16 protein-coding genes, 1 other RNA gene and 2 pseudogenes are annotated in these 22,528 nt (G+C 70.0%); 14 read left to right on the forward strand and 5 right to left on the reverse strand.

Going from position 1 to position 22,528, the window contains the following annotated elements; translation table 11 throughout:
- Window positions 1-81 precede the first annotated feature (81 nt).
- From MOTC310_RS08035 to MOTC310_RS08060, 6 genes are all read left to right on the forward strand, one after another.
- Entirely contained in the window at window positions 82-411 is a 330-nt protein-coding gene (locus tag MOTC310_RS08035) for a hypothetical protein (protein ID WP_331301410.1), read from the forward strand.
- 131 nt (window positions 412-542) lie between these two features.
- Window positions 543-854, forward strand: a complete 312-nt coding sequence (locus MOTC310_RS08040; protein ID WP_331301411.1) for a hypothetical protein — start codon at window positions 543-545, stop codon at window positions 852-854.
- Window positions 855-1,060: 206 nt separating this feature from the next.
- Window positions 1,061-2,008, forward strand: coding sequence for a recombinase family protein (locus tag MOTC310_RS08045; RefSeq protein ID WP_331301412.1), 948 nt, complete (start codon window positions 1,061-1,063; stop codon window positions 2,006-2,008).
- Between the two features lie 311 nt (window positions 2,009-2,319).
- On the forward strand, window positions 2,320-4,383 hold the full coding sequence (locus tag MOTC310_RS08050; RefSeq protein ID WP_331301413.1) for a recombinase family protein: 2,064 nt from the start codon (window positions 2,320-2,322) through the stop codon (window positions 4,381-4,383).
- A 309-nt stretch (window positions 4,384-4,692) separates the two neighbouring features.
- Entirely contained in the window at window positions 4,693-5,508 is an 816-nt protein-coding gene (locus MOTC310_RS08055; RefSeq protein ID WP_331301414.1) for a hypothetical protein, read from the forward strand.
- Between the two features lie 1,193 nt (window positions 5,509-6,701).
- Window positions 6,702-7,970: a hypothetical protein gene (locus tag MOTC310_RS08060; RefSeq protein ID WP_331301415.1), complete on the forward strand. Its 1,269-nt coding sequence runs from the start codon at window positions 6,702-6,704 to the stop codon at window positions 7,968-7,970.
- A gap of 52 nt (window positions 7,971-8,022) precedes the next feature.
- On the opposite strand, the gene MOTC310_RS08065 is transcribed toward MOTC310_RS08060, so the two are convergent.
- Together MOTC310_RS08065 and MOTC310_RS08070 are read right to left on the reverse strand one after the other, a co-directional pair.
- Window positions 8,023-9,747: a recombinase family protein gene (locus MOTC310_RS08065; protein WP_331301416.1), complete on the reverse strand. Its 1,725-nt coding sequence runs from the start codon at window positions 9,745-9,747 to the stop codon at window positions 8,023-8,025.
- A gap of 196 nt (window positions 9,748-9,943) precedes the next feature.
- A pseudogene (locus MOTC310_RS08070) lies at window positions 9,944-10,624 on the reverse strand (magnesium chelatase domain-containing protein); the annotation flags it as partial.
- 143 nt (window positions 10,625-10,767) lie between these two features.
- Here MOTC310_RS08070 and MOTC310_RS08075 point away from each other — a divergent pair.
- From MOTC310_RS08075 to MOTC310_RS08090, 4 genes and pseudogenes are all read left to right on the forward strand, one after another.
- Entirely contained in the window at window positions 10,768-11,028 is a 261-nt protein-coding gene (locus MOTC310_RS08075; protein ID WP_331301417.1) for a PepSY domain-containing protein, read from the forward strand.
- A 55-nt stretch (window positions 11,029-11,083) separates the two neighbouring features.
- Window positions 11,084-11,182: signal recognition particle sRNA small type (gene ffs, locus MOTC310_RS08080), an RNA gene on the forward strand.
- Window positions 11,183-11,219: 37 nt separating this feature from the next.
- Window positions 11,220-13,119 (forward strand): annotated as a pseudogene (locus tag MOTC310_RS08085) (DNA polymerase III subunit gamma/tau).
- A 69-nt stretch (window positions 13,120-13,188) separates the two neighbouring features.
- Window positions 13,189-13,512, forward strand: a complete 324-nt coding sequence (locus tag MOTC310_RS08090) for a YbaB/EbfC family nucleoid-associated protein (RefSeq protein WP_331294793.1) — start codon at window positions 13,189-13,191, stop codon at window positions 13,510-13,512.
- Window positions 13,513-13,725: 213 nt separating this feature from the next.
- Here MOTC310_RS08090 and MOTC310_RS08095 read toward each other — a convergent pair whose 3' ends face one another.
- Complete coding sequence (locus tag MOTC310_RS08095; protein ID WP_331301418.1) at window positions 13,726-15,345, reverse strand: phosphoenolpyruvate carboxykinase; 1,620 nt, start codon at window positions 15,343-15,345, stop codon at window positions 13,726-13,728.
- Between the two features lie 416 nt (window positions 15,346-15,761).
- On the opposite strand from MOTC310_RS08095, the gene recR reads away from it, so the two are divergent.
- The 4 genes from recR (at window position 15,762) to truA (ending at window position 18,906) form a co-directional block, all read left to right on the forward strand.
- Window positions 15,762-16,367, forward strand: a complete 606-nt coding sequence (gene recR, locus MOTC310_RS08100; protein WP_331294790.1) for a recombination mediator RecR — start codon at window positions 15,762-15,764, stop codon at window positions 16,365-16,367.
- 104 nt (window positions 16,368-16,471) lie between these two features.
- Window positions 16,472-16,987, forward strand: a complete 516-nt coding sequence (gene def, locus MOTC310_RS08105; RefSeq protein ID WP_331294789.1) for a peptide deformylase — start codon at window positions 16,472-16,474, stop codon at window positions 16,985-16,987.
- 7 nt (window positions 16,988-16,994) lie between these two features.
- Complete coding sequence (fmt, locus tag MOTC310_RS08110; RefSeq protein ID WP_331301419.1) at window positions 16,995-17,924, forward strand: methionyl-tRNA formyltransferase; 930 nt, start codon at window positions 16,995-16,997, stop codon at window positions 17,922-17,924.
- Window positions 17,925-18,144: 220 nt separating this feature from the next.
- Window positions 18,145-18,906 carry a tRNA pseudouridine(38-40) synthase TruA gene (gene truA, locus MOTC310_RS08115; RefSeq protein WP_331294785.1) on the forward strand — a complete coding sequence of 254 codons (762 nt, stop codon included), beginning with the start codon at window positions 18,145-18,147 and terminating at the stop codon, window positions 18,904-18,906.
- On the opposite strand, the gene dapE is transcribed toward truA, so the two are convergent.
- Together dapE and MOTC310_RS08125 are read right to left on the reverse strand one after the other, a co-directional pair.
- Window positions 18,888-20,066, reverse strand: coding sequence for a succinyl-diaminopimelate desuccinylase (gene dapE, locus MOTC310_RS08120; protein WP_331301420.1), 1,179 nt, complete (start codon window positions 20,064-20,066; stop codon window positions 18,888-18,890). The genes truA and dapE overlap by 19 nt on opposite strands.
- 80 nt (window positions 20,067-20,146) lie before the next feature.
- The gene (locus MOTC310_RS08125) at window positions 20,147-22,492 is read right to left on the reverse strand and encodes an amylo-alpha-1,6-glucosidase (RefSeq protein WP_331301421.1); all 2,346 of its coding nucleotides are present in this window, start codon (window positions 22,490-22,492) and stop codon (window positions 20,147-20,149) included.
- Window positions 22,493-22,528 lie beyond the last annotated feature (36 nt).

A 22,528-nucleotide genomic window follows, 5' to 3' on the forward strand; every position in this document is an offset into this window, starting at 1 on the left:
ACGAGACCCGAACACCGGTCGCGGCACCGCCGCGCCCAGGTCTCCGAACGCGCCCTCATCCCACCGGAAAGGACCCACGCCATGACCGACATCGCCCACGACACGTTCCAAGCCGGCTACGGCCTCGCACCGACGACCCACCGCGACGATGGCGGCGTCACCGACATCGCGCCGCGGGGGTGGCCGTTCCGGGTGCTCAAGCGCCCCGGCGAGCGCGATTACGCGGTGCGCTTCCGCGTCGGGCACCTCGCCTACGAGGGCACGACCGGGTGCCCCGAGGCCGACCTCGCGCTCATGGTCGCCAAGGTGATCCACGCCGAGATGCTCCGGATGCTGGCCGGGGTCGGATCGCCCACCCCGCACGATCACGCCACGACGTCCCGACCCGCGCCGCTGCGACCGGCGGCCTGACCCGCCCGGCCGATGATGAGCCCCGCGATGCCCGACACGCCGAACATACCGGGCCGGATACGCCGGCCCCGCACCCAAGCCCCGCCGCGGCCGAACGCGACGGGGCCTCCCTCCAGAGAAGGACCCCTACGATGACGACACGAAACATCGACACACGCGACGCCGACCTCGGCCGTGACGCGGCCGCCCAGCAGCCGGACCGGCGCGTGCTCGCCGTCGCCCGGGCGCTCGGCCGCTACCAAGCGCTCCTCGACATGGCCGTCGAGCGCGCCGCCAGCCCCGACCGGGAAGACGATGCCGACCTGCGCGCGTGGCCGACCGGACCGGCCAAGCCCCGCGTGATCGACCTCTACGGCCTGCGCCCCCCGGTCGGCTTCCTGCCGGGCTTCATGGCCTACGCGTCGGCCCCGATGGCCGACCTCGGCTCCTCCTTCCGCCGCTAGCCCCCCGGCGGCGACCACCGACCCACGGAGTACCCCGATGCGAATACCCCCCGACTCCCGTCGAATACCGGCGCGCGCAGAGCCCGCCGAGGAACCGGCCCTCCCGGTCCGGTCCCGACCCCTCCTCGTCCCCTGGCCCCGCGAAGGGCCCGTCCGCGAAGCCTTCCCGAGAGTCGGGATGCCGCGGCGTCACCGGAGTTCCGCCCATGACGACCTTCCCGCTGAACCAGTTCCCCGCCCAGGCCCGCGGCGACCTCGGCGTCCTCATCGTCGAGGACATCGACCGGTCCGCCGTTGATACGGTCCGGCCCTCGACGCCAAAGAAGCCCGCGGTCATCTACGCCCGGGGTGCCGATGCCGTGAGTGTCGAGAGGCAGGTCACGGCCTGCCAGGATTACGTCGCCTCCAAGGGCATGACCCTCCTGGCGGCCCTCATCGACCAGCCTGCCACGGGCTCGGCCGTCGCCGGTCGACCCGCCCTGGCCCGGCTCATGGAAGCCGCGGCACGCAGGGAGTTCGGCACCCTCGTCGTTGCTGACCTCGACCGGCTCTGCCGGGACCTCACGCACCTTGAAGACCTTTTCGCCCGCCTGTCCGCCCTAGGCGTCGAGGTCCATCAGCCCGGTCGAGGTAGGCTCGGCATCACCGACTTCGTCGTCCGCGGCTTCATGGCGGAGGAGGAACGCCGGATGATGCGCGAGCGGACCCGGCACGGCCTGCGCGACAGCGCCCGGGAAGGCCGTATTCCCGGCCGGACCTGTTACGGCTACAGGACGGTCGCCGGGCGGCCCGGCAGGCCTTCCGTCATCCGCAGACAAGCGGACGTCGTGCGGGAAGCCTTCCGCATGCGGGCCGAGGGCATGGGATGCGCGAACATCGCCGCCGCGCTGAACCGGGCGAACCCGACGCTTCGGCAGTGGAAGGGCGGCGGCATCGCCCGGATGCTCCGGAACCCGCTCTACGACGGCATCCTGGTCCACGGCCGGACCGCCGTGGTCAGCCACCCGGGCACCGGGATGAGGGTCCCGGCGCCAACCCGACCGGAGACATGGGTGGTCACCCAGGTCGAGCGCCTGCGCATCGTCGACCACGAGACCTGGCTGACCGTGCAGGCGAGCTTCCACGACGCCGGCGGTCCAGTGGGTCGTCGATGACCGCCCCCTCCAACGACGCGACGCCCGCAATCGTCGCCGCCCCCACCGGGGGCGTGCGCCCCCGGCACAGGCAAGGTTCAGCCATGCGAACCCTCCTTACCCACGCTCTGCGAATATCCGGCGGGTCCTACCCGAGGACGACCGGCCAGGCCGCCGCGGCCTGAGCCTTCCTCGGCCCGGTCGGTGATCAGCCGCGCAACAGCCGCGACGCCGACCCGGTCACCAGCCCCGCCCCCTTCGTGGCCCGCCTGGGCCCGCCTGCGAAGCCGTCCCCTGCAACGGGATGCCGCGGCGCCAGTGGAGTACCGCCCATGACCAGCCATCAGAACGTAGCCGCAGCGGAACGCGACGCCGCCACCCTGCCCGAAACCTGGATGACCCATTTCCGGGGCCGCGGCACGCTGCGCGCAGTCCCGAACGACATCGCGGTGATCTACGCCCGCTACTCGACCGACAAGCAGACGGAGACGAGCGTCGAGCGGCAAGCCGAGATCTGCGCGGAGTACATCCAGCGCACCGGCCGAACGATGCTCAAGATCTATGCGGACCGGGCTCAATCCGGCAATTCCTACGACGGCCGCGTCGATCTCGATGCCATGCTCGAAGGCGCCCGGAAGGGTGAATTCGGTGTCCTCGTCATCGAGAACGTCGACCGCCTCGCCCGTAACCTCGCGATCCTGAGCGTCGTGTTCAAGGAGTTGGAGTCCCTCGGCATCGAGATCCACCAACCCGGCCGCGGAAAGCTCGGCCTGACCGACATCGCCTTCCAGGGGCTGATGGGCGACGAGGGCCGGCGGGTGCTGGTGGAGCGGACCTCGTACGCCAAGCTGCAGATGGCCCGGAAGGGGCTCGTCCCGCACATGTGCTACGGCTACGCGAAGGTGCCGGGCCAACCCGGGCACCGGACCATCGTCAAGGACCAGTCCGAGACCATCAAGCTCATCTACCAGATGCGGCTCGACGGCTTGGACCCCATGCAAATCGCGCACTCACTGAACAGTCGACCCGTGGTCGACAGGACATGGACGAACACGGGTATCGCCGACCTGCTTGCCAATCCGCTCTACTACGGCGTCCTCGCCTTCAATCGGAAGACGCTGCAGAAGAACAAGGACGGCGGCTACTCGGTCAGGATGCGGCCGCGCGAGGAATGGATCCTCACGCCCGTGCCGCACCTGCGCATCGTCGAGCAGGATGTGTGGGAGGCCGCCCAGGCCATTAGGGATGCCGCGAGGCGACCAGGCGACATCAAGCGGTCGCCCGGTCGTCCGCGAGGCGGGAAGTACCTCCTGTCCGGCAAGGTCAAGTGCCCGGACTGCGGCGGCAACATGGTGATCGGCCCGATGAAGCGCTTCTTCACCTTCCGGTGCGGCAACCGCTTCTCGAAGGGCACCTGCCAGAACCCTGACTACGTCAGGGTCGACGAACTCGAAGGCGTCGTCATCCGGCAGTTGGCCGAGAAGGTCCTCGACCCCCGTTGCACCGAGGCCTACGTCGCGGCCTACAACGAGACGCGCGAAGCCGCGCGTCGGGACCACACCAAGCAGCGGTCAGACCTTGAAAGCGAACTCGTGCGTCTGTTCGCCGAACTCGACGAAGTCTGGGACAAGCGTAAGACCCCGGGGTTCAACGCTACGTACCTCGACTGGAAGCAAGGGGAGCTGAACAAGCAGGTGGATCGGGTGCAACGCCAACTGCAATCACTGCCTTCGCAACCGCGTCCCATCGGCCTCGACCACGAACGGATGACCATGCTGCGCGAGGCGGTCGCTGGCATGGAGACGGTCCTCCCGTTCCGCGCCACCGACGAGGCCGGTCAAAGGGTGGCAGCCGCGTTCCGGGGGCTAATCGAGCGCGTGGTGGTTCGCCGTACGGGCTTCGCCGAGTTCACCAGCGAAATCCACCTGACCATCATGCCCCTGCTCGAAGGAATCGACCATGTGCCGCGGGAAGTGTCGGACAAGATGATCCTGCGGGCGGAGTACCGCCGCAAGGGCACGCGCTACGACCTCACAGACAGGGTCGGGATCGACCTCGCGAGGATGGAACGCGGCGAGTTCGCCTTGCGAGACCACGAGTGGCAAGCCGTGCGAGCCCTCGTCCCCGAAAACGTGCTCAAGGGCGACAAGAGGTTGGGGCCCTGGAGCTTGAAGCTCCTGATCGAAGCCAAGATCTTCCTATGGTCCACCGGTGCGCCCTCGCGCAGCCTTCCGAACCGTTACGGACCCTTTTACCTTGTCCGCTACCGCCTCGAAAAGCTGAAGACGCTCGGCTACTGGCGCGACATCGCGCTCACCCTGATCACGCTTGAACCCGACCGCTACGCGGTGCTGTTCGCCGAGGCGACACGCGAACCGAGCGCGGCGCGATCCTGACCTGGAAAAGCCGCGGCCGCTCCCCGACACAAGCCCACGCCCGCCCGGGTCCTTACCGGGACGAGGGCGTGGCGGCGGCCAGCCCCGAGGCATCGCATCCCGCCCGACCGGCTCCGGGCTCACCCACCCTGACGCCGAGGGGAAGTGGTCGGCGACATGGGAGATGCGGCTCGTCCGGGCCCATCCCGTGGCCGCCCTCCGACCTGTCGCGCCGGCCCGTCGGGCGCAGATCGAGCCCAATGACTCTGGACGCCGCCGTTTGCGAGGGTATGACGACCGTCGTGCACGGCGGGCGTCGGCGGAGGAAGCATGGCCTATGGACCGCCGGGAGAGATCCCCCAGGGGCCGGAGGGATGGCCCAGGCTCTACGAGGATGGAAACCGGCTGACCTTCGCACGGCCGCTCACGGTCGAGGACGCAGAGTGGTGGCACGCCAGGTTCGTCGCCCCGGACGACCTCGACCTCCATCCACTTGCCATGGCCCAAGCCTTGTTCGCGGGAATGCCCGGCGAGCCCGGCTTCGAATACCGGTCCGTCGAGCCTTCGAGAGACAGCTTCGAACTTGCAGCGGAAGCCGACGGAAGGGCGGGTTCGGTCTGGCATGCCGGTGTCGCGCTCGAACTCCGGATGGACCGCATCCTGTGGGATGACGTGGGAACCAAGCAGCGTGGCCTGGGCCTCGGCAAGAAGATGGCGGCAAGCCTGCTGGCGACCGCCGACAGGCTCAAGGTGACCAGGTTGGACATCACCACCGAGAATGTGGGCAGTTATCTATGGGCCGAGGCCGGTTTCATCCCGACCGAGATCGCCTGGCGGACGCTCCTCGGGGAAATCCGGAAACGACTGGGGATGGTGCAAGGCGAGATCTCGCAGCGCTCCCGAGGCATCCTTCAGAGAATACTATATCCCGGGTCCGGCGCGCTGCAGCCCGGCGATATCCGGCTGGTCGCACAGTTGGACGACGTCGTCTCCCCGCGAGCGGCGCGCGATCCTGCCAACCCCACAGCCGTTCGCCTTGGCAAGGAATTGCTGGTAGGCTTGAACTGGGTCGGCGGCTTGGACATCTCTGAGGGTAGGCCCGGACCGTCGGAAAGGCAGAGGCTTGAGGAATGGCTAGGGATCTAGGACCCGAAGTCTCCGCTTTCACGTTGGCAACCGTCGAGCCGCGCCAGCATCGTCCGGCCCCGGCACCGAGGCTGGACAGGTCCGCGCGTTTCGACGCCGACGGGCGCCCGACCCGCCCCGTCGATGACCTGCTGACGGCAAGGTACATGGTCCAACGCGGGTTTCCCGATGAGGATGTCCGCCACCTGCTGGGTTACCTCCCGGAGGGCATGCACGCGGAAAGCGATGGTCCGGGGCGCTGAAAAAGCCGGCTGGCGGGCCGGGAACAGGCTGATCCCGCCTACCCCCTGATGCATAGGACATGGTGTGCCGAAGCACCGGACACACCAACGGACCGTCACGACATATCCGTGTTCGGCGTACCTGCAACATCGAAGTCGCCACGCCAGGCCGATGACCTGCTTGCCATTCAGCGACAAGACCGGTGGCATCTGTTGTCTGGCTCAGGGGCAAGCCTGAGCTCATCAACGCAAGTCGTCCTCTGCGGGGTGTGATCCTCGTTGTCGTATGGTGAGACGACAACCCCAATTACACCCTTGGTTTGACGACTTCGCATATCCGGCTTGGACCGGCTCAACCGCTTCCACCCATTCGCGATTTCCTAACGCGTAAGAGGTAGCTGGAGCCCCGGCCAGCCGGATAAGCATCTGGTACTTCCTCAGTCTAGGGACTTTTAGTCCGCCCCAAGCTTTGTCGATTTCATCCCCCGCCAGCAGCATCGGGGGATGAGATTCCGCCTAACGATTTGGTCCCGCGCCGGGGAGGTCCGCTCCACCACCACGGACCGAGACCCGGCCGTCGTCTGGGATGCCTGGACCCGACGCGATGAGCGGAACGGCTTCGGGCTCGTCTCCCAGGAGTCCGAGGGGCAACCCTCGTTCCCCGACAAGCGGGCGTTCACCCAAAACCCCGTGCTTATTACGGAGGCGGCGCATCAGACGAATGGCGGGTTCGTCACCGCGCCCATGGGCGGGCAGTTCGCGCACTTGCACGCCATCCGCCGGTGGTCGAACAAGCCCCTGCCGGTCGTCGAGCCAAGCGCGCCGGACCTCGGGTCGTCGGACCTCCCGGTCCTGCCGCAAGACGTGACGGACGCTATTCGCGATGTCGAGGTGACGAGCCTGACAGGTGACCGTCGCCTCAGGACCGCCCTCGTCCGCCTCGACGTCCGCCTCGGCGCGGACCTCGCCGGCATGACGGAAGCCGACATCCTTCTCTTCCTCGGCGGGAGCCGTAAGCTGCTCGACACCTTCCGGGCCCAGGCTAAGGCTTTCACCGAGCGCCAAGCGAAGCGGTCCGCCATGGATGCCGAGGCGGCAGCAGCCGAGGCGAGAGCCGCCGAGCAGGCCGCACGGGACAAGGCGAGAGTTGCCCGGAAGGCTGCCACGGTCGAAGCCGAGGCCGTCCACCGGGCCGCCAGGGCCGAGGCATTCGCGTCGACCCCGCTCCTCGAAACCATCACGTCCTCGCTCGGGCACCTCGACCCGAGATCCCGGGGGATCCTCACGCGAAAGTTGGGGCTCAGGGGTCGGCCCGAGACCGTTCCCGAGATGCTCGCGGACTTCGACGTCAACCGCTCCAGGCTCTTCCAGATCGTCGAATCATCGGTCGCCTTGCTCGACAAACGCGACGGGTGGCCGAGCCGGCTCGGGAAAAGGCTGAGCCGGCTCCTCCCCGTCACCGGGGAGGAGATAGCGTCCACGCCTTGGCTCAGCGGCCTGGACCCGGAGCGCCTCACGGCCATCGCCTGGTTCGGGGCCAAGGCCCGGGTCCACCTCGTCGAGACCTCGATGGGCCCGGTCGTGGGACCGCTGAGGACGGGTGACTGGCTCACCGTGTGCCGGGATGCGAGGAAGCTCGTGCTGGCGTCGGACCTGGCAACGAGGCCGGAGCAGTTCCGGGAGAGGCTGCGTGCGGGCCTGCCGGAAGGAGCCGAGGGCTACGAGCGCTTCCTGCTGCGCGAGATCGGCTGGCCATCCGAGCCCGGCGTCGACTGGCTCCTGCACCTGAAAGGCAGGATCTCGACCTCCGCCATGGTCCGTGACGTCGCCGGGCACGTTGCAGGGCCGCTGGCGACGGGCGAGTTGATCGAGGCCGTCCGGACCTACGCCCCGGACGCGTCGGCCAAAACGATACGAGGCATCCTCGGTGGCGAGGCGAGGCACCTTCCGGACGGAACGTGGGAGCGCCGCCGCCGCTGGGATGCGGACGACCCCGCGGTGGGTAAGGTCGAGCGCGCCTGCATCCGCTTCCTCGAAGGCCAACCGCAGGATGCAGCCACGCTGCGGCCGGCCGCCCTGGCGGAGGCCATCGCCGACGACCCGGAGCTCGCCGGCATCGAGGTCGATGCGGACATCGTCGCGCTGGCGGTGCGGTCCTCGACCCGCTTCGAGCCCAGGTCGAGCGGGTGGATCGTCCTGGCCGACCGCGACCCGACGGCGGACATCCCATCCCCTCGCTGACGCTGAGCTCGACGGGTCGCAACGCGCCACCCGTCCGGGGACCGCCGGCCCGTCATACCGCCGGCATCGGGCCCGGCACGTCGTCGAGGAGGTCGACCTTCGGCTCCGGGTTCTCCAAGCCACCCCACCGAGCCCGCTGTCGCCGGGCGAACTCGGCGACCGACCCGCTACGCCGGTTGACCTCGTCCATCTCTAGCGCGGCCATCTGGAATTCGATGATCTCGTCCGGGTTCTCGGTGTGGACCAGGACGGTTATGTCGCGCGGCTTCAGGCCCGCGTACGGAACCACCCCCTTGTAGGTCGCCGTGATCCGGTCCAACCCGAAGGTGACCTGCTTGAAAGCCGCCCGCACCTCCTGGGCAAGCCGGACGCGCAGGTCGGCCCGCTCCGCGTCGGTGGCTCCCTCCAGCTTGGCCTTCAACTCCGCCAGGGTGCGCCGCCTCTGCTCCGGGGACGGCTGGGTCGCGCCGAGGGCACCCAGCCGCCTGACCCGGGCAAGCTCGGCCTCCGCTTCGTCGGACTCCTTCTGCAACTCGACGGCGCGGTCCGCATAAGCGGTCACACCCCTCTCGACCGCCGCCATGATGGCGGCGAGGCGCTTGCCGACCTCCGCGACCTTGGCCTCGTAGTCGGCGACCGTCGGCGTCGCCTCGACCGGCTCGCCCCCGGCGGCCAGGAGCTTGCGGAAGTCAATGCGGGCGGAGCAACCGAGCAGCTTCTCCTCAGCGAGGTCCAGGCGCCAACGTCGGGTGTTCGTGCAATCGCCCCGGGACGCCTCGGCGCAGACCAGCCACGCGGAGCTCTGCCCGCCCTTGTTCTCGCGCTTCATCCGGCCCCCGCACGTGCAGCGGGCGAGGTTGCGCAGGAGGTTCGCCTCGCCCGCAGCCTCTCGCGGCCCGCCGGACTTGTCCCGCGACGACGCCGCGGCCGAGGCCAGCACGAAGTCGGCCTCGGTGACGGCGGCGGGGTAGTAATCCTTGATCGGAGGACCCGCCGGCACCCGGCGCCCCTCGTCGTCTCGCTTGTAGGGCTGCATCTCACCGAGCACCGCGCGGTTGCGCAGGACCTTCTGGACGTAGGACGCGTGCCAGGCCTTGCCGTCCTCGAAGGGCTTGAAGTCGGCCTGTTCGAGCCGCTGGGCGACCTTCAGCTTCCCGTAGCCCGCGATGGTGTCCGAGAAGATTTGCCGGACGACCTTCAACCCGTCCTTCCTGAACTGGATCCGCCGCTTGCCGTCCTTCTCTACAACCTGAAGCCAGCCCGGCACCCGCGAGGTCAGCACCGCACCGGAGGCGTCCTTCCGCTTCTTCTCCCAGGCATCCCCGACGCGCTTAGCCTTCGTCTTGCTCTCGTCGTTCGCCCGCATCATCACCATGATGGCGCCGAACAAGGAGCCCGGCTCCTTGTTGATGGTCTCCCGCGAATAGATCCGCCGGTCGACCAGCGTGACGATGGTGATGCCCGCCGTGAGCACCTTGGTGAACTCGCTCACCACGTCGAGGATCTCGTCGCGCCCGAAGCGGTCCAAACTCTCGAAGATCAGGTAGGAGCCCTGCTCCACCTGCCCCTTGCGAACGAGGTCGAGGAACTTGCCGAGGGCGCCCTTGATCCGGTTGAGGCCCCGGAAGGCGCTGACGCCGAGATCCTGGATGCTCTCGTCGATGACCATGCCGTGCTCGGCGGCCCACTTGTCGGCGGCCTCGCTCTGGCGCCGCAGGCTGTCGCCGCGCAACTGCTCGGGACGCGAGAACCGGATGTAGCTGTAACACTTGGGCATCGGGCGTCCGGAAGCGCGGAGGCCCGGCGGTCGACGCGGCGCTCCTGGTTCAGCGGGGAGGATGCGGCGCGGTCGCTATCATCACGTGAATGCCCGATGCTTGCGAAGACCGGCACATGGGGAGGCTCCGGGATTGGCCAAGGAGCGGCCGACGGTTGTCCCCAGTTCTTTCAGCCACACGCCTCCAACGGGGCAGTCCACCACCGGGCACGTCCCGCTTAATAGGCCCCATCACCAGGAGGTTGTGGCCGCCGGCCGCCGCGATCTCGAGGGCGCGCTTGGCGCCCTCCTGCCCCCTGATGTCGGCGAGGTCGGGCAACGGTCCGACCTGCGCGGCGACGGCGGGCTCGGGCCGCGCCATGACCTGACTGCCCTTGAAGTGGTTGGCGAGCTGGATCAGCGAGCGCGGCGCGAGCACGTCGAGATCGCCCCCGGCCCAGGCCGCCTCCGGCCCGGTGGCGGCCGGGCAGATGAGCCCGAGCCCGCGGCCCCCCGCCGCCATGGCGGCGGGCAGCACGCCGCTCACCGCGGTGATGCTGCCGTCGAGGGCGAGTTCGCCCAGCACGCAGTAGCCGGCGAGGGCATCGGCCGGGATCGCGCCGATCGCCGCCATCACCCCCAGCGCGATCGGAAGGTCGAAGTGCGAGCCTTCCTTCGGAAGATCCGCCGGGGCGAGATTCACCGTGATGCGCTTGGCCGGGAGCGCCAGCCCGGAGGCGATCAGCGCGCCGCGGACCCGCTCACGGGATTCCGCCACCGCCTTGTCGGGCAGACCGACGACGGTGAACACCACCGAGCCCGGTATGATCTGGACCTGCACGTCCACCGCCCGCGCCTCGATGCCCTCGAAGGCCACGGTGGCGACGCGGGTGACCATCGGTGCAGTGTCCTCGCCGTCGCGTTCCGGTACCGACAAGGTGTGCGGCAGATCCGGGGGCGGCTCAAGAGGATCGCCGCCGTGGAACTCCGCTGCCGCGTGCCTGTTCACAGCCGGAAACAATTGCCGGAGCGGAGACAGCCATGCGCCTGACCACAGCCCTTCTCGCCCTGACCTTGGTGGCCGGCACCGGCCTCGTCGCCCGCGCCGACGAGAAGCTTCCGCCCGACCAGCAGGCCAAGGTCGAGGCCGTGCTCAAGCAGGAGGGCTTCACCAAGTGGAAGGAGATCGAGCTCGACGACGGCATGATCGAGGTCGACGACGCGGTCGACGCGAGCGGCAAGCAGTTCGACCTGAAGCTCGATCCGAAGACCCTGGCGATCGTCAAGCGCAAGGCCGAGTAGGCGGCCGCGGAGAGGCAGCGCTTGCGTTCGGAGCGAGGCCCGGCCATATAGCCGGCGGGGGGTTGGCGAGGGACGTTTCACTCGCCAACCGGGTCAGGTCCGGAAGGAAGCAGCCCTAACGAGACCGAGCGGGTCTTCGTCCAGCCTCCCACCTCATTCCACGGCGCGCGGCAGCCAGACCCAGACACGGCATGGACGCTTCGACCGGCACGCCTGACGACGAGCCGGGCCTGCCCGGGTTTCCAGCGCCCCCCGCCGCGGCGACGCCTTATCGGGTGCTCGCGCGCAAGTATCGCCCCACCAATTTCGGCGACCTGATCGGCCAGGACGCGATGGTGCGGACCCTCGCCAACGGGTTCGCGGCCAACCGCATCCCGCAGGCCTGGATGCTCACCGGTGTCCGCGGCGTCGGCAAGACCACCACGGCGCGCATCCTCGCGCGCGGCCTCAATTACGCCCGCGCCGGCCAGCCCGATACCGGCCCGACCGTGTCGATGCCGGAACTCGGCCTCCACTGCGCGGCGATCATGGAATCCCGGCACATGGACGTGCTGGAGATGGACGCGGCCTCCCATACCGGCATCGACGACGTCCGGGCGATCATCGACGGCATCCGCTACGGGCCGGTCTCGGCGCGCTACAAGGTCTACATCGTCGACGAGGTCCACATGCTCTCCGAGAAGGCGTTCAACGCCTTCCTGAAGACGCTGGAGGAGCCGCCGCCGCACGCGAAGTTCGTCTTCGCCACCACCGAGATCCGCAAGGTGCCGGTGACGATCCTGTCCCGCTGCCAGCGATTCGACCTGCGCCGGGTCGAGGCGCCGATTCTGCACGCGCATCTCGCGAAGGTCTGCGCGGCCGAGGGCGTCCCCGTCGAGGACGAGGCTCTCGGCGCCATCGTGCGGGCCGCGGAAGGATCCGTCCGCGACGCCCTGTCTCTGCTCGATCAGGCGATCGCCCACGGCGCCGGCACCATAACCGCGCAGGGCGTGCGCGACATGCTGGGCCTGGCCGATCGCGCCCGGATCCTCGACCTGTTCGAGGCGGTGATGCGCGGGTCGGTCCCTGCCGCCTTCGCGGAACTGCGGGCGCAGTACGATTCCGGCGCGGACCCGTCGGTGGTGCTCTCGGACCTCGCGGCCTTCACGCATCTCGTCACCCGGCTCAAGGTGGTGCCGGAGGCGGCCGCCGACCCGACGCTCAGCGAGACGGAGCGCGTCCGGGGGGCCGCCTTCGCCGACAAGCTCTCGATCCGCGCCCTGTCGCGGGCGTGGCAGATCCTGCTGAAGGCCATTCCCGAAGTCCAGGCCGCGCCCCGGCCCCTCGCGGCGGCCGAGATGGCGATCGTGCGCCTCGCCTACGCGGCCGATCTGCCCACGCCCGACGAGGCCCTGCGCCAGCTCAGGGCCGACGCGGCCGCCGCGCCCGCGGACGAGACTCCGGCCGTGTCGGCCCGGCCGCCCTTGCCGCCGATCCCCGACCTACGNCGGTTCCGCGGCCCTGGCCGCCGCACCCCGCACGGCCGCCGCGGAGCCTGCTCCGGTCGGCGCGCCCATGACCGTGCCCATGACCGCGCCCGTCGCCGTGAACGCGCCCGCGAGCGCTCCCATCAGTGCGCCGGCGCCGCGACCGGCGCCCGTGGCACCGCCGACGCCGCGCCTCGGACGGTTCGAGGACCTGATCGCGCTGGCCGATGCCAATCGCGACATCCTGCTGCGGACCGCGCTGGAGCGCGACGTCCATCTGGTGCGCTTCGAGGAGGGCCGGATCGAGTTCCGCCTCGCGCCGGGCGGCCGTCCGAGCCTCGCCAACGACATCGCCGCCGCCATCGATCGATGGACCGGGCGGCGCTGGTCCGTGGCCCTGTCGAAGGAAGAGGGCGCGCCGACCCTGGACGCCGCCGCCCGGGCCGCGACCGAGACACGCCGGGAGAACGCCGCCGCGGATCCCTTCGTGCGCGAGGTGCTGACGCGCTTCCCCGGTGCCGAGATCGTCGACGTGCGCGAGACGGCACCCGAGGCTCTGCCGTCCGCCGAGCAGGAGAGTCTCGGCGAAGGCGACGCCGCGCCGGTCGGCGAGGACGACGCCTGAGGCGCGGCCCGCGGTGGCGCCGGGGCTGCTCCATACCCAGATCAGACGAGGAAACGGAAAGAGAGCCGCATGCGCGACCTGATGGGCATCATGAAGCAGGCTCAGGCCATGCAGGAGAAGATGGCCAACCTGCAGTCCGAGATGGACGAGATCGAGGTGACCGGCGCCTCCGGCGGGGGCTCTGTCCGGGTCACGATGACCGCCAAGGGCCAGATGAAGGGCATCAGCATCGACCCGTCCCTGATGGTGGCGGACGAGCGCGAGATCCTCGAGGACCTGATCGTGGCGGCCTGCAACGACGCCCGCGGCAAGGCCGAGGCGACCATGCAGGAGCGCATGGCCGAGCTGACCAAGGGGCTGCCCCTGCCGCCGGGCATGAAGCTGCCGTTCTAGGTCGGCCCGCCGCCGTTCGTCCCGCCCACGATCCTCGGCCTGAGGCGCAGGGGAGCCGCCTCAGAGGAGGGCTCCTGGGTTGGCGCGACCGGCCGGAAGCCTCCAGCGAGGACCGCTTCTCGCTCCGGCCTCTCGGGACGAGGATGCGGGTCTGGCGAAGCGATACCGATGACGGAGCGTGACGGGCGGCCCCTGGGGCCGCCCGTCTCGTTCTCAGGCCGCGATCGCCTGCGCGGTCGGCCCGGCGGCGCGCACGTCGGCGTCGACATGGGCCTCGAATCGCTTGAAGTTGTCGTCGAACATCTTCACCAGCCGCGCCGCCGTCTCGACGAAGGCCCCCTTGTTGGCCCAGGTCTTCACCGGGGTCAGGATGTGCGGCTCGACGCCCGGAACCGAGACCGGGACCGCGAAGCCGAAATACGGGTCGCGGCGGAACTCGGCCTGCGCCAGCGAGCCGTCGAGCGCCGCCCCCAGCAGGCGGCGCGTCACGCGGATCGGCATGCGCCGGCCGGTGCCGACGCCGCCGCCGGTCCAGCCGGTGTTGACCAGCCAGCAATCGACGCTGTGCTTGGCGATCAGGTCGCGCAGCAGGTTGCCGTAGGTGCTCGGGTGACGCGGCATGAACGGCGCGCCGAAGCAGGTCGAGAAGGTCGCCTCCGGCCCGGTGAGGCCGCGCTCGGTGCCGGCGACCTTGGCGGTGTAGCCGGAGAGGAAGTGGTACATCGCCTCGGCACCGGTGAGCTTGGCGATCGGCGGCATCACCCCGAAGGCGTCGCAGGTCAGCATCACGATGTTCTTCGGATGCCCGGCCCGGCCGCTGGCGCTGGCGTTGGCGATGAAGTCCAGCGGGTAGGCGCAGCGGGTGTTCTCGGTGAGCGAGGCATCGTCGAAGTCCGGCGCGCGGGTGACCGGATCGATCACCACGTTCTCCATCACCGTGCCGAAGCGCTCGGTGGTGGCGTAGATCTCCGGCTCGGCGTTGCGCGAGAGGCGGATGGTCTTGGCGTAGCAGCCGCCCTCGAAGTTGAAGATGCCGGAATTCGACCAGCCGTGCTCGTCGTCGCCGAGAAGCTGGCGCGAGGAATCGTTCGACAGCGTCGTCTTGCCGGTGCCCGAGAGGCCGAAGAAGATCGCCGACCCGCCCTCGGCGTCGAGCGCGGCGTTGGCCGAGCAGTGCATCGGCATCACGCCCTGACCGGGCAGGATGTAGTTCAGGTAGGTGAAGACCGACTTCTTCATCTCGCCCGCGTAGGCGGAGCCGCCGATCAGAACGAGCTTCTTGGTGAAGTCGATGGCGATCACGGTCTTGGACCGGCAGCCGTGCCGGGCGGGATCCGCCTGGAAGCTCGGCAGGTCGATGATCGTCATGTCCGGCACGTAGGACGCGATCTCGGAGCGGTCCGGCCGGATCAGCAGGTTGCGGATGAACAGCGAGTGCCACGCGAACTCGGTGAACACCCGCGCCTTGACCCGGTAGGCCGGATCGGCGCCGCCGTAGAGGTCCTGAGCGAACAGCTCCCTGCCCTCGGCGTGCTTGAGGAAGTCCTGGCGCAGCGTCTCGAACTGCTCGGGCGTGATCGCGCCGTTGTTGTCCCACCAGACCTCGTTCTCGGTGCCGGCGTCGCGGACCACGAACTTGTCCTTGGGCGAGCGGCCGGTATGGCTGCCGGTGGTGGCCACGAGGGCGCCGCCGCGGGCGAGCTGCGCCTCCTTGCGGGACAGAGCCTCCTCGTAGAGGCGCGGGGCCTCGAAGTTCCAGTGGACGGCCTTGAGGTCGCGGAAGCCGGCCGCCTCGGCGCCGTGGGCCGCGTTGTGATCACCGATGTTGGTCAAGATCGTATCTCCCGGGCCCCTGTTCGACCGTCGACGCGACTGAGCCGGGCGGCAAAGCCGTCCGGGTTTGCCCGGGAGACGTCCGTGCGGTCGTACAGGACCGCCGCACGCAGGATCTCCGTTTCCCGGCTGCTCCCCGTCCCACGAACGAGTAGGCGGCGAAGCTTCGCTGTCATAATGGGCACCGCCAGGAGCCCGCAACGTGTACAAACAGGTTAGACCACAGTCGTGGACTCAGGAACCCGGGTCTGTAAGCAGTTCCCTTCGTCGCGCGGCCTGATCCGACCGGCGAAGCGGCTTCGGAATACCCATATACCACATACGCGGGCCTTCACCCGCGCACGGACCCTTGCGCGCGGCCCGGCGGCGTCTATGCCCGTCCGGATCCGCAGCCCCCTCCCCGCCCCAGAGGCACGATGCCCCAAGCCGTCGCCGGCCCCGAGATCGAGCGCCTGATCCAGCTCCTCGCCCGCATGCCGGGCCTCGGACCGCGCTCAGCGCGGCGCGCCGCCCTCCAGCTCATCAAGAAGCGCGACACGCTGCTCGGCCCGCTCGCGGACGCGATGCGGGTGGCGGCGGACCGCATCATCGTGTGCACGAGCTGCGGCAACGTCGACACCTCCGACCCGTGCACGATCTGCCGCGATGCCGAGCGGGATCCGACGACGCTCGTGGTCGTGGAGGACGTGTCCGACCTCTGGGCCCTGGAGCGATCCGGGGCCGTGAAGGCGCGCTACCACGTGCTCGGCGGCGTCCTCTCGGCGCTGGACGGCGTGCGGCCGGAGCACCTGAACCTCGCGAGCCTCGTGGAGCGCGTGGCCCGGCCCGAAGTGACCGAGGTCATCCTGGCGCTCAACGCCACCGTCGACGGCCAGACCACCGCCCACTACGTCACCGAGTCGATCCGGCACTGCGACGCGAAGGTCACGCGCCTCGCCCACGGCGTGCCGGTCGGCGGAGAGCTGGACTATCTCGACGAGGGCACACTGTCGGCGGCGATCCGCAGCCGCACGGCGTTCTGAGGGGCCGTAATCCGGCGCGCGCCGGTATTTGACCGGTCCTCGGCCGCACCCTATTCGACGGGGAGCCCGGGCCCGTCCCGGCGCCTTCCCTGCCGGTTTCCGCCATGACCATCCGCCCGCTCGTCATCCTCCCCGATCCCGTCCTGCGCCTGGGCTCCGAGCCGGTCGGCCCGATCACCGACGAGATCCGCACCCTCGTCGCCGACATGTTCGAGACGATGTACGACGCCCCCGGCGTCGGGCTCGCGGCGATCCAGATCGGCGTCGCCAAGCGCGTCGTGACGATCGACACGTCGAAGGAGGAAGGCGTCCGCGACGCGCGGGTCTTCATCAATCCCGAGATCGTGTGGTCCTCGGAGGCGAAGCGGGTCTACGACGAGGGCTGCCTGTCGATCCCGGACTACTACGCCGAGGTCGAGCGCCCGGACCGGGTGCGGGTGAAGTTCCGCGACCTCGACGGCACGGAGCGGGAGATCGAGGCCGACGGCCTGCTTTCGACTTGCATCCAGCACGAGATCGACCACCTCAACGGCGTGCTGTTCATCGACCACCTGTCGAAGCTGAAGCGCGACCGGGTGATCAAGAAGTTCACCAAGGCGGCCAAGCGCGACGCGGCCTGAGCCGGCCATGCGCGTCGTCTTCATGGGCACGCCGGACTTCGCGGTGCCGACGCTGGCGCGACTCGCGCAGGACGGGCACGAGATCGCGGCGGTCTACACCCGCGCGCCCGCCAGGGCCGGCCGCGGCATGGGTCTGCGCCCCTCCCCGGTCCACGCGCTCGCCGACACGCTCGGCGTGCCGGTCCTGACGCCGTCGACGCTGCGCACGCCCGAAGCGGCCGGCACCTTCGCGGCGCACCGGGCCGACGTCGCCGTGGTGGTCGCCTACGGGATGCTGCTGCCGCAGGCGATCCTCGACGCGCCGAAGCACGGCTGCCTCAACTTGCACGGCTCCCTGCTGCCGCGCTGGCGCGGCGCGGCGCCGATCCAGCGCGCCGTGATGGCGGGCGATGCCGAGAGCGGCGTCGGCGTCATGCGGATGGAGGCAGGACTCGACACCGGGCCGGTCGCCCTCGAGGCGCGTCTGCCGATCACCCCGGGCATGACGGCGGGGGCCCTGCACGACGCGCTCATGCCCCTCGGCGCCGACCTGATGGCGCGGGCCCTTGCGGCGCTCGACGCGGGCACGCTGACCTTCACGCCGCAGCCGGAGGACGGCGTCGTCTACGCCCACAAGATCACCAACGACGAGGCGCGGATCGACTGGTCCCGGCCGGCCGAGGAGGTCGCCAACCGGATCAACGGGCTGTCGCCCTTCCCGGGAGCGTTCTTCGAGATCGATCTCGGCAAGGGGCCGGAGCGCGTGAAGGTGCTGCGCGCCGCCACCGCGGAGGGTTCCGGCGCGCCGGGCACGCTGCGCGACGCCGAGGGCATTGTCGCGTGCGGCACCGGCGCCGTTCGGCTTCTGGAGCTGCGCCGCGCGGGAAAAGGCGGTAGCGCCAGCGGGGCGGAATTCGTCCGGGGCGCCCGTCTCACGCACGGCGCCCGCCTCGGCTGATGCGCGCAGCCCCTCCAAGGCATTCGGCACCCGGCCCAACCCGTCATCGCGAGCGCAGCGAAGCGACCCAGGGCCGCGCGCCCTGGCAGGGCTCGGCGCGACGCGGGACCGCCTCGCCACGCTCGCAGGGACGATCGCGCGCACATCATTCCGAAGCTCTGTGTCATACCGCGCGATCGAACCTCAGAGCGCCCTCGAGAAACCTTGAGGGAGCCGGCTGATGCCCCGCTACAAGCTCGTCATCGAGTACGACGGCGGCCCGTTCTGCGGCTGGCAGCGGCAGGCCGAGGATCCCACCGTCCAGGGCGCCGTCGAGGCCGCGGTGACGCGCTTCTCCGGCGAGGACGCTCGGCTTACTTGCGCGGGCCGGACCGATGCGGGCGTGCACGCCATCCATCAGGTCGCCCATCTCGACCTCGCCAAGGCGTGGCGGACCGACACGGTGCGCGACGCCCTGAACGCCCATCTGCGGCCGCAGCCGGTCGCGATCCTGTCCGCCGAGATCGTGCCGGAGAGCTTCGACGCCCGCCACTCGGCGATCCGCCGGCACTACCGCTACCGCATCCTCAACCGGCGCAGCCCCGCGGCGCTCACGCGGGCCCATGTCTGGCAGGTGCCATGGCCCCTCGACGCGGACCTGATGCACGAAGCCGCCCAGCGCCTCGTCGGCCGCCACGACTTCTCCGCCTTCCGGGCCGCCGAGTGCCAGGCGAACAGCCCGATCCGCACCCTGGAGCAGCTCGACGTCGCCCGCGCGCCGATGGCGCTCCACGACGAGATCGTCGTGGCGACTTCGGCGCGCTCCTTCCTGCACCATCAGGTGCGGGCGATGGTCGGCACGCTGATGCTCGCCGGCTGCCGCCGCCTCTCGGCGGACGACGTGGCCGAGATCCTGGCCTCGGGCGACAAGCGCCGCTGCGGCCCGCTGGCCCCGGCCGCGGGGCTCACCTTCGTGGGCGTCGACTACGATCCGGGGAAGTAGGCCTCGAGCACCCGCCCGTAGATCGCGGTCAGCCGCTCCAGATCGGCGACCGCCACGCACTCGTCGACCTGGTGCATGGTCTCGCCCACGAGGCCGAACTCGATCACCGGGCAGGCATCCTTGATGAAGCGGGCATCGGACGTGCCGCCCGTCGTGGAGAGCGTCGGCGTCAGGCCGGTCTCGGCCCGGATCGCCTCCGCGACGAGCGTCACGAAGGCGTCCGGTTGCGTCAGGAAGGCCGGCGCGTTCGAGGGCTGAAGGTCCAGGCTGAAACGGACCGCGTTGCCGGCCGCCTGTTCCAGGCGCCGGCGAAGCTCGGCGCCCAGGCTCTCGGCCGTCCAGTCGTCGTTGAAGCGGATGTTGAAGGTCGCCCGCGCGGTCGCCGGGATCACGTTGGTGGCCGGGTTGCCGACGTCGATCGTGGTGAACTCGAGGTTCGAGGCGTCGAAATGCGCCGTCCCGCGATCCAGCGGCTCGGCGACGAGCGCCGAGGCGAGGCGCAGGAGGCCGGGGATCGGGTTCTCGGCCTTGTGCGGGTAGGCGACGTGGCCCTGCCGCCCCAGCACGGTGAGCTTGCCGGTCAGCGACCCGCGCCGGCCGATCTTGATCATCTCGCCGAGGCGACCCGGATTGGTCGGCTCCCCGAGGACGCAGTGGTCGAACCGCTCGCCGCGCGCCCGCGCCCAGTCGAGGAGCTTCACGGTGCCGTTGACCGCGGGCCCCTCCTCGTCGCCGGTGATCAGGAACGCGATGGAGCCGCCGAAAGCGGCGCCGCGCCGGTCGAGGAAGGCGAGGGTCGCGGCGAGCATGCAGGCGACGCCGCCCTTCATGTCGGCGGCGCCCCGGCCGTACAGCATCCCGTCGGCCACGGTGCCCGCGAAGGGATCGTGGCGCCACGCGCCCTCGCCCTCCGGGACCACGTCGGTGTGGCCGGCGAAGACGAGGCACGGACTGTCCCGGCCGATGCGCGCGTAGAGGTTCGGCGTGTCGGGATAGCCGGCCTCCGAGAAGACCGGCCGCTCGACCGTGAATCCGGCGGGCCGGAGCGCGTCCGCGACGACGTCTAGGGCGCCCCGATCCTCCGGCGTCACGGACGGGCAGCGGATCAGGTCCTGCGCGAGGCGCAGGGCCGCGTCGGGGGCGTGATGGTCAGCCGGCATGAACCCGTCCTCGGCGGCGCCACGTGCCGCGCGGCCCGCTTAACCCGAAGCGGGCCGCCCAGGAACTCCCGATCCGGGCCCTACTTGGTGACCACCACCTGCACGTCGCCGTGGCGGCGCTGCACCGACACGGTGACGTCGTCGTCGTAGCGCTGGAACCGGATGTCCAGGCGCGAGCCGCCGAGCTGGACGTTGTAGAGGGTCACACCGTCGAGGAAGCCCGGCAGGATCGGGTTCTTCAGCCGGACACGGTTGCGCTCGTGGTCGAGTTCGAGGCCGAGGCAGGCCGCGAGGAACGCGAACGGCGCCGCCGCGGCCCAGGCCTGCGGGCTGCAGGCCACCGGGTACGAGACCGGCCCGCGCTGCTTGCGGCGCATGAAGCCGCAGAACAGCTCCGGGAGCCGCTTCTGGTCCTGGTAGAGCGAGGTGTCGAACATCCCCTGGAAGATGCGCGCGGCCTCGTGCTTGCGGTCGTAGCGCGCCAGACCCATCGCGATCAGCGCGTTGTCGTGCGGCCAGATCGAGCCGTTGTGGTAGGACATCGGGTTGTAGCGCGCCTCGCCCTTGGCGATCGTGCGCACGCCCCAGCCGTTGAAGCCGTCCTTGCACAGCAGCGTCTCGGCGACCCGCGCCGCCCGCTCCGGCTTGGCGATGCCGGTGAACAGGGCGTGCCCGGCATTAGAGGAGCGGACCGCGCACTGCTTCTTCGCGCCGTCGAGCGCCAGCGCGTAGGTTCCGATCTCCTCGTTCCAGAACGCCGCGTCGAACCGCTCGCGCAGGCTCGCCGCCTCCTGGGTGAGGCGCTCGGCCATGGGATCGTGGCCGAGGAGCGCCGCGAGCTTCGCCATGCCGTTCTTGGCCGCGTAGACGTAGCCCTGCACCTCGCAGAGGGCGATCGGGCCCTTGGCCAGGTGACCGTCGGCGTGGAAGATCGAGTCGTGGCTGTCCTTCCAGCCCTGGTTCTCGAGACCCTTGTCGGTGTCGCGGGCGTACTCGACGAAGCCGTCACCGTCGCGATCGCCGTAGCGGTCCATCCACTCGAGGGCGAGTTCGAGGGCCGGCCAGATCGCCCGCACCGTCTCGAGGTCGCCCGTGACCGCGTAGTACTCCCAGGCCAGCATCACGAAGAGCGGCGTGCCGTCGATGGTGCCGTAATAGTGCCGGAACGGCACCTCGCCGAGCATCGCCATCTCGCCGCGCCGGGTCTCGTGGAGGACCTTGCCGGGCTGCGCGTCGGCGGCCGGGTCGACCGCCTTGGCCTGGGTCGAGGCGAGGTAGCGGAGCACGCCGCGGGCGAATTTCGGGTCGATCCAGAGGGCCATCATCGCCGTGATGATGCCGTCGCGCCCGAACACCGTGGAGTACCAGGGGATGCCCGCGAAGGGGTAGATGCCCTCGGGGGTGCGGCTCGCCAGCATGTAGAGGTCGGCCGTGGCCCGGCACAGGCCCTCGTTGAACTGATCGTTCGACGAGATGATCGTGGTGATCCCCGCGGTGAGCGTCCGCAGGTCGCGTCGCGAATCGCGGTAGGCGCGGGCGAAGATCATGCCCTCGCCGAGATCCTTCGGCTCGCGGCGGGCACCGCCGGCATTGGCCGCGAGCGTCAGCTTGGCGGCCGCGTCCTCGCCGACCATCGTGTCGGTCGGCGGCTTGGTGAAGGCCCGGTGCGCCTCGAAGGTCACCCGGATGAACAGGGAGGTCCGGCCGTCCGGCGGCAGCGACACGTCGAACACCGCCTTGCCGGGCTCGATCGAATCGGGTTTCGGGCCGAAATGCAGGGACGTCGTCCGGACGATCTCGTCGAGGCCGACGTAGCGGAACTGCACTTCGCGGTCGCTCGCCACCAGGACGCCGCGCTTGCCGCGCTCCTTTCGGTCAGTCCCGCGAACCTCGAACAGGTCGCGGAAATCCGCGTCGAAGGTGACGGCGATGCGCAGGCGCCGGTGCTTGGAATCGTAGGAGCGGAGCCCGATCCGGTCGTAGCAGGCGCCGCGGAACAGGAATTTGGTGCGCTCGATCGCGATCGTCTCGCGGGGAATCGAGGTCTCGTCGTGGGCGTCGATGCGGATGTCGGGCGTCGTCATGTCGACGCTGAGCGCGCCGTTATCGTCCTGCATCACGGAGGAGAGCATCAGCGGGCGCTGGCCCTCCACCGTCACCTCCAGGCGCGACAGGTAGCGCGTGTCCTGGAAGTACAGCCCCTCCGGACCGGGCTGGACGCCGATATCGCCGTAGGAATCCAGGACGCCGAAGGCCTCGCCGAATTTCAGCGAGCGCAGCGGCCGCTCCACCAGGGAGGTCTGGGCCTCGATGTGGTAGGTCGGAAGGACGTCGTCGGCGTCCTGAAAACCGTGCGCCACGCTTCCGGCGCTCGCCGCGGTCCGGGCCTTCGCATCGTGGGCCGCTGCCGTGTTGTCCGCCGCCATGCAGGGCATCTCCGGGTGCAAGTGAGAGGTGCGAAT

The sequence above is a fragment of the Methylobacterium oryzae genome (genome assembly GCF_036441375.1).
Classification (GTDB): domain Bacteria; phylum Pseudomonadota; class Alphaproteobacteria; order Rhizobiales; family Beijerinckiaceae; genus Methylobacterium; species Methylobacterium oryzae_A.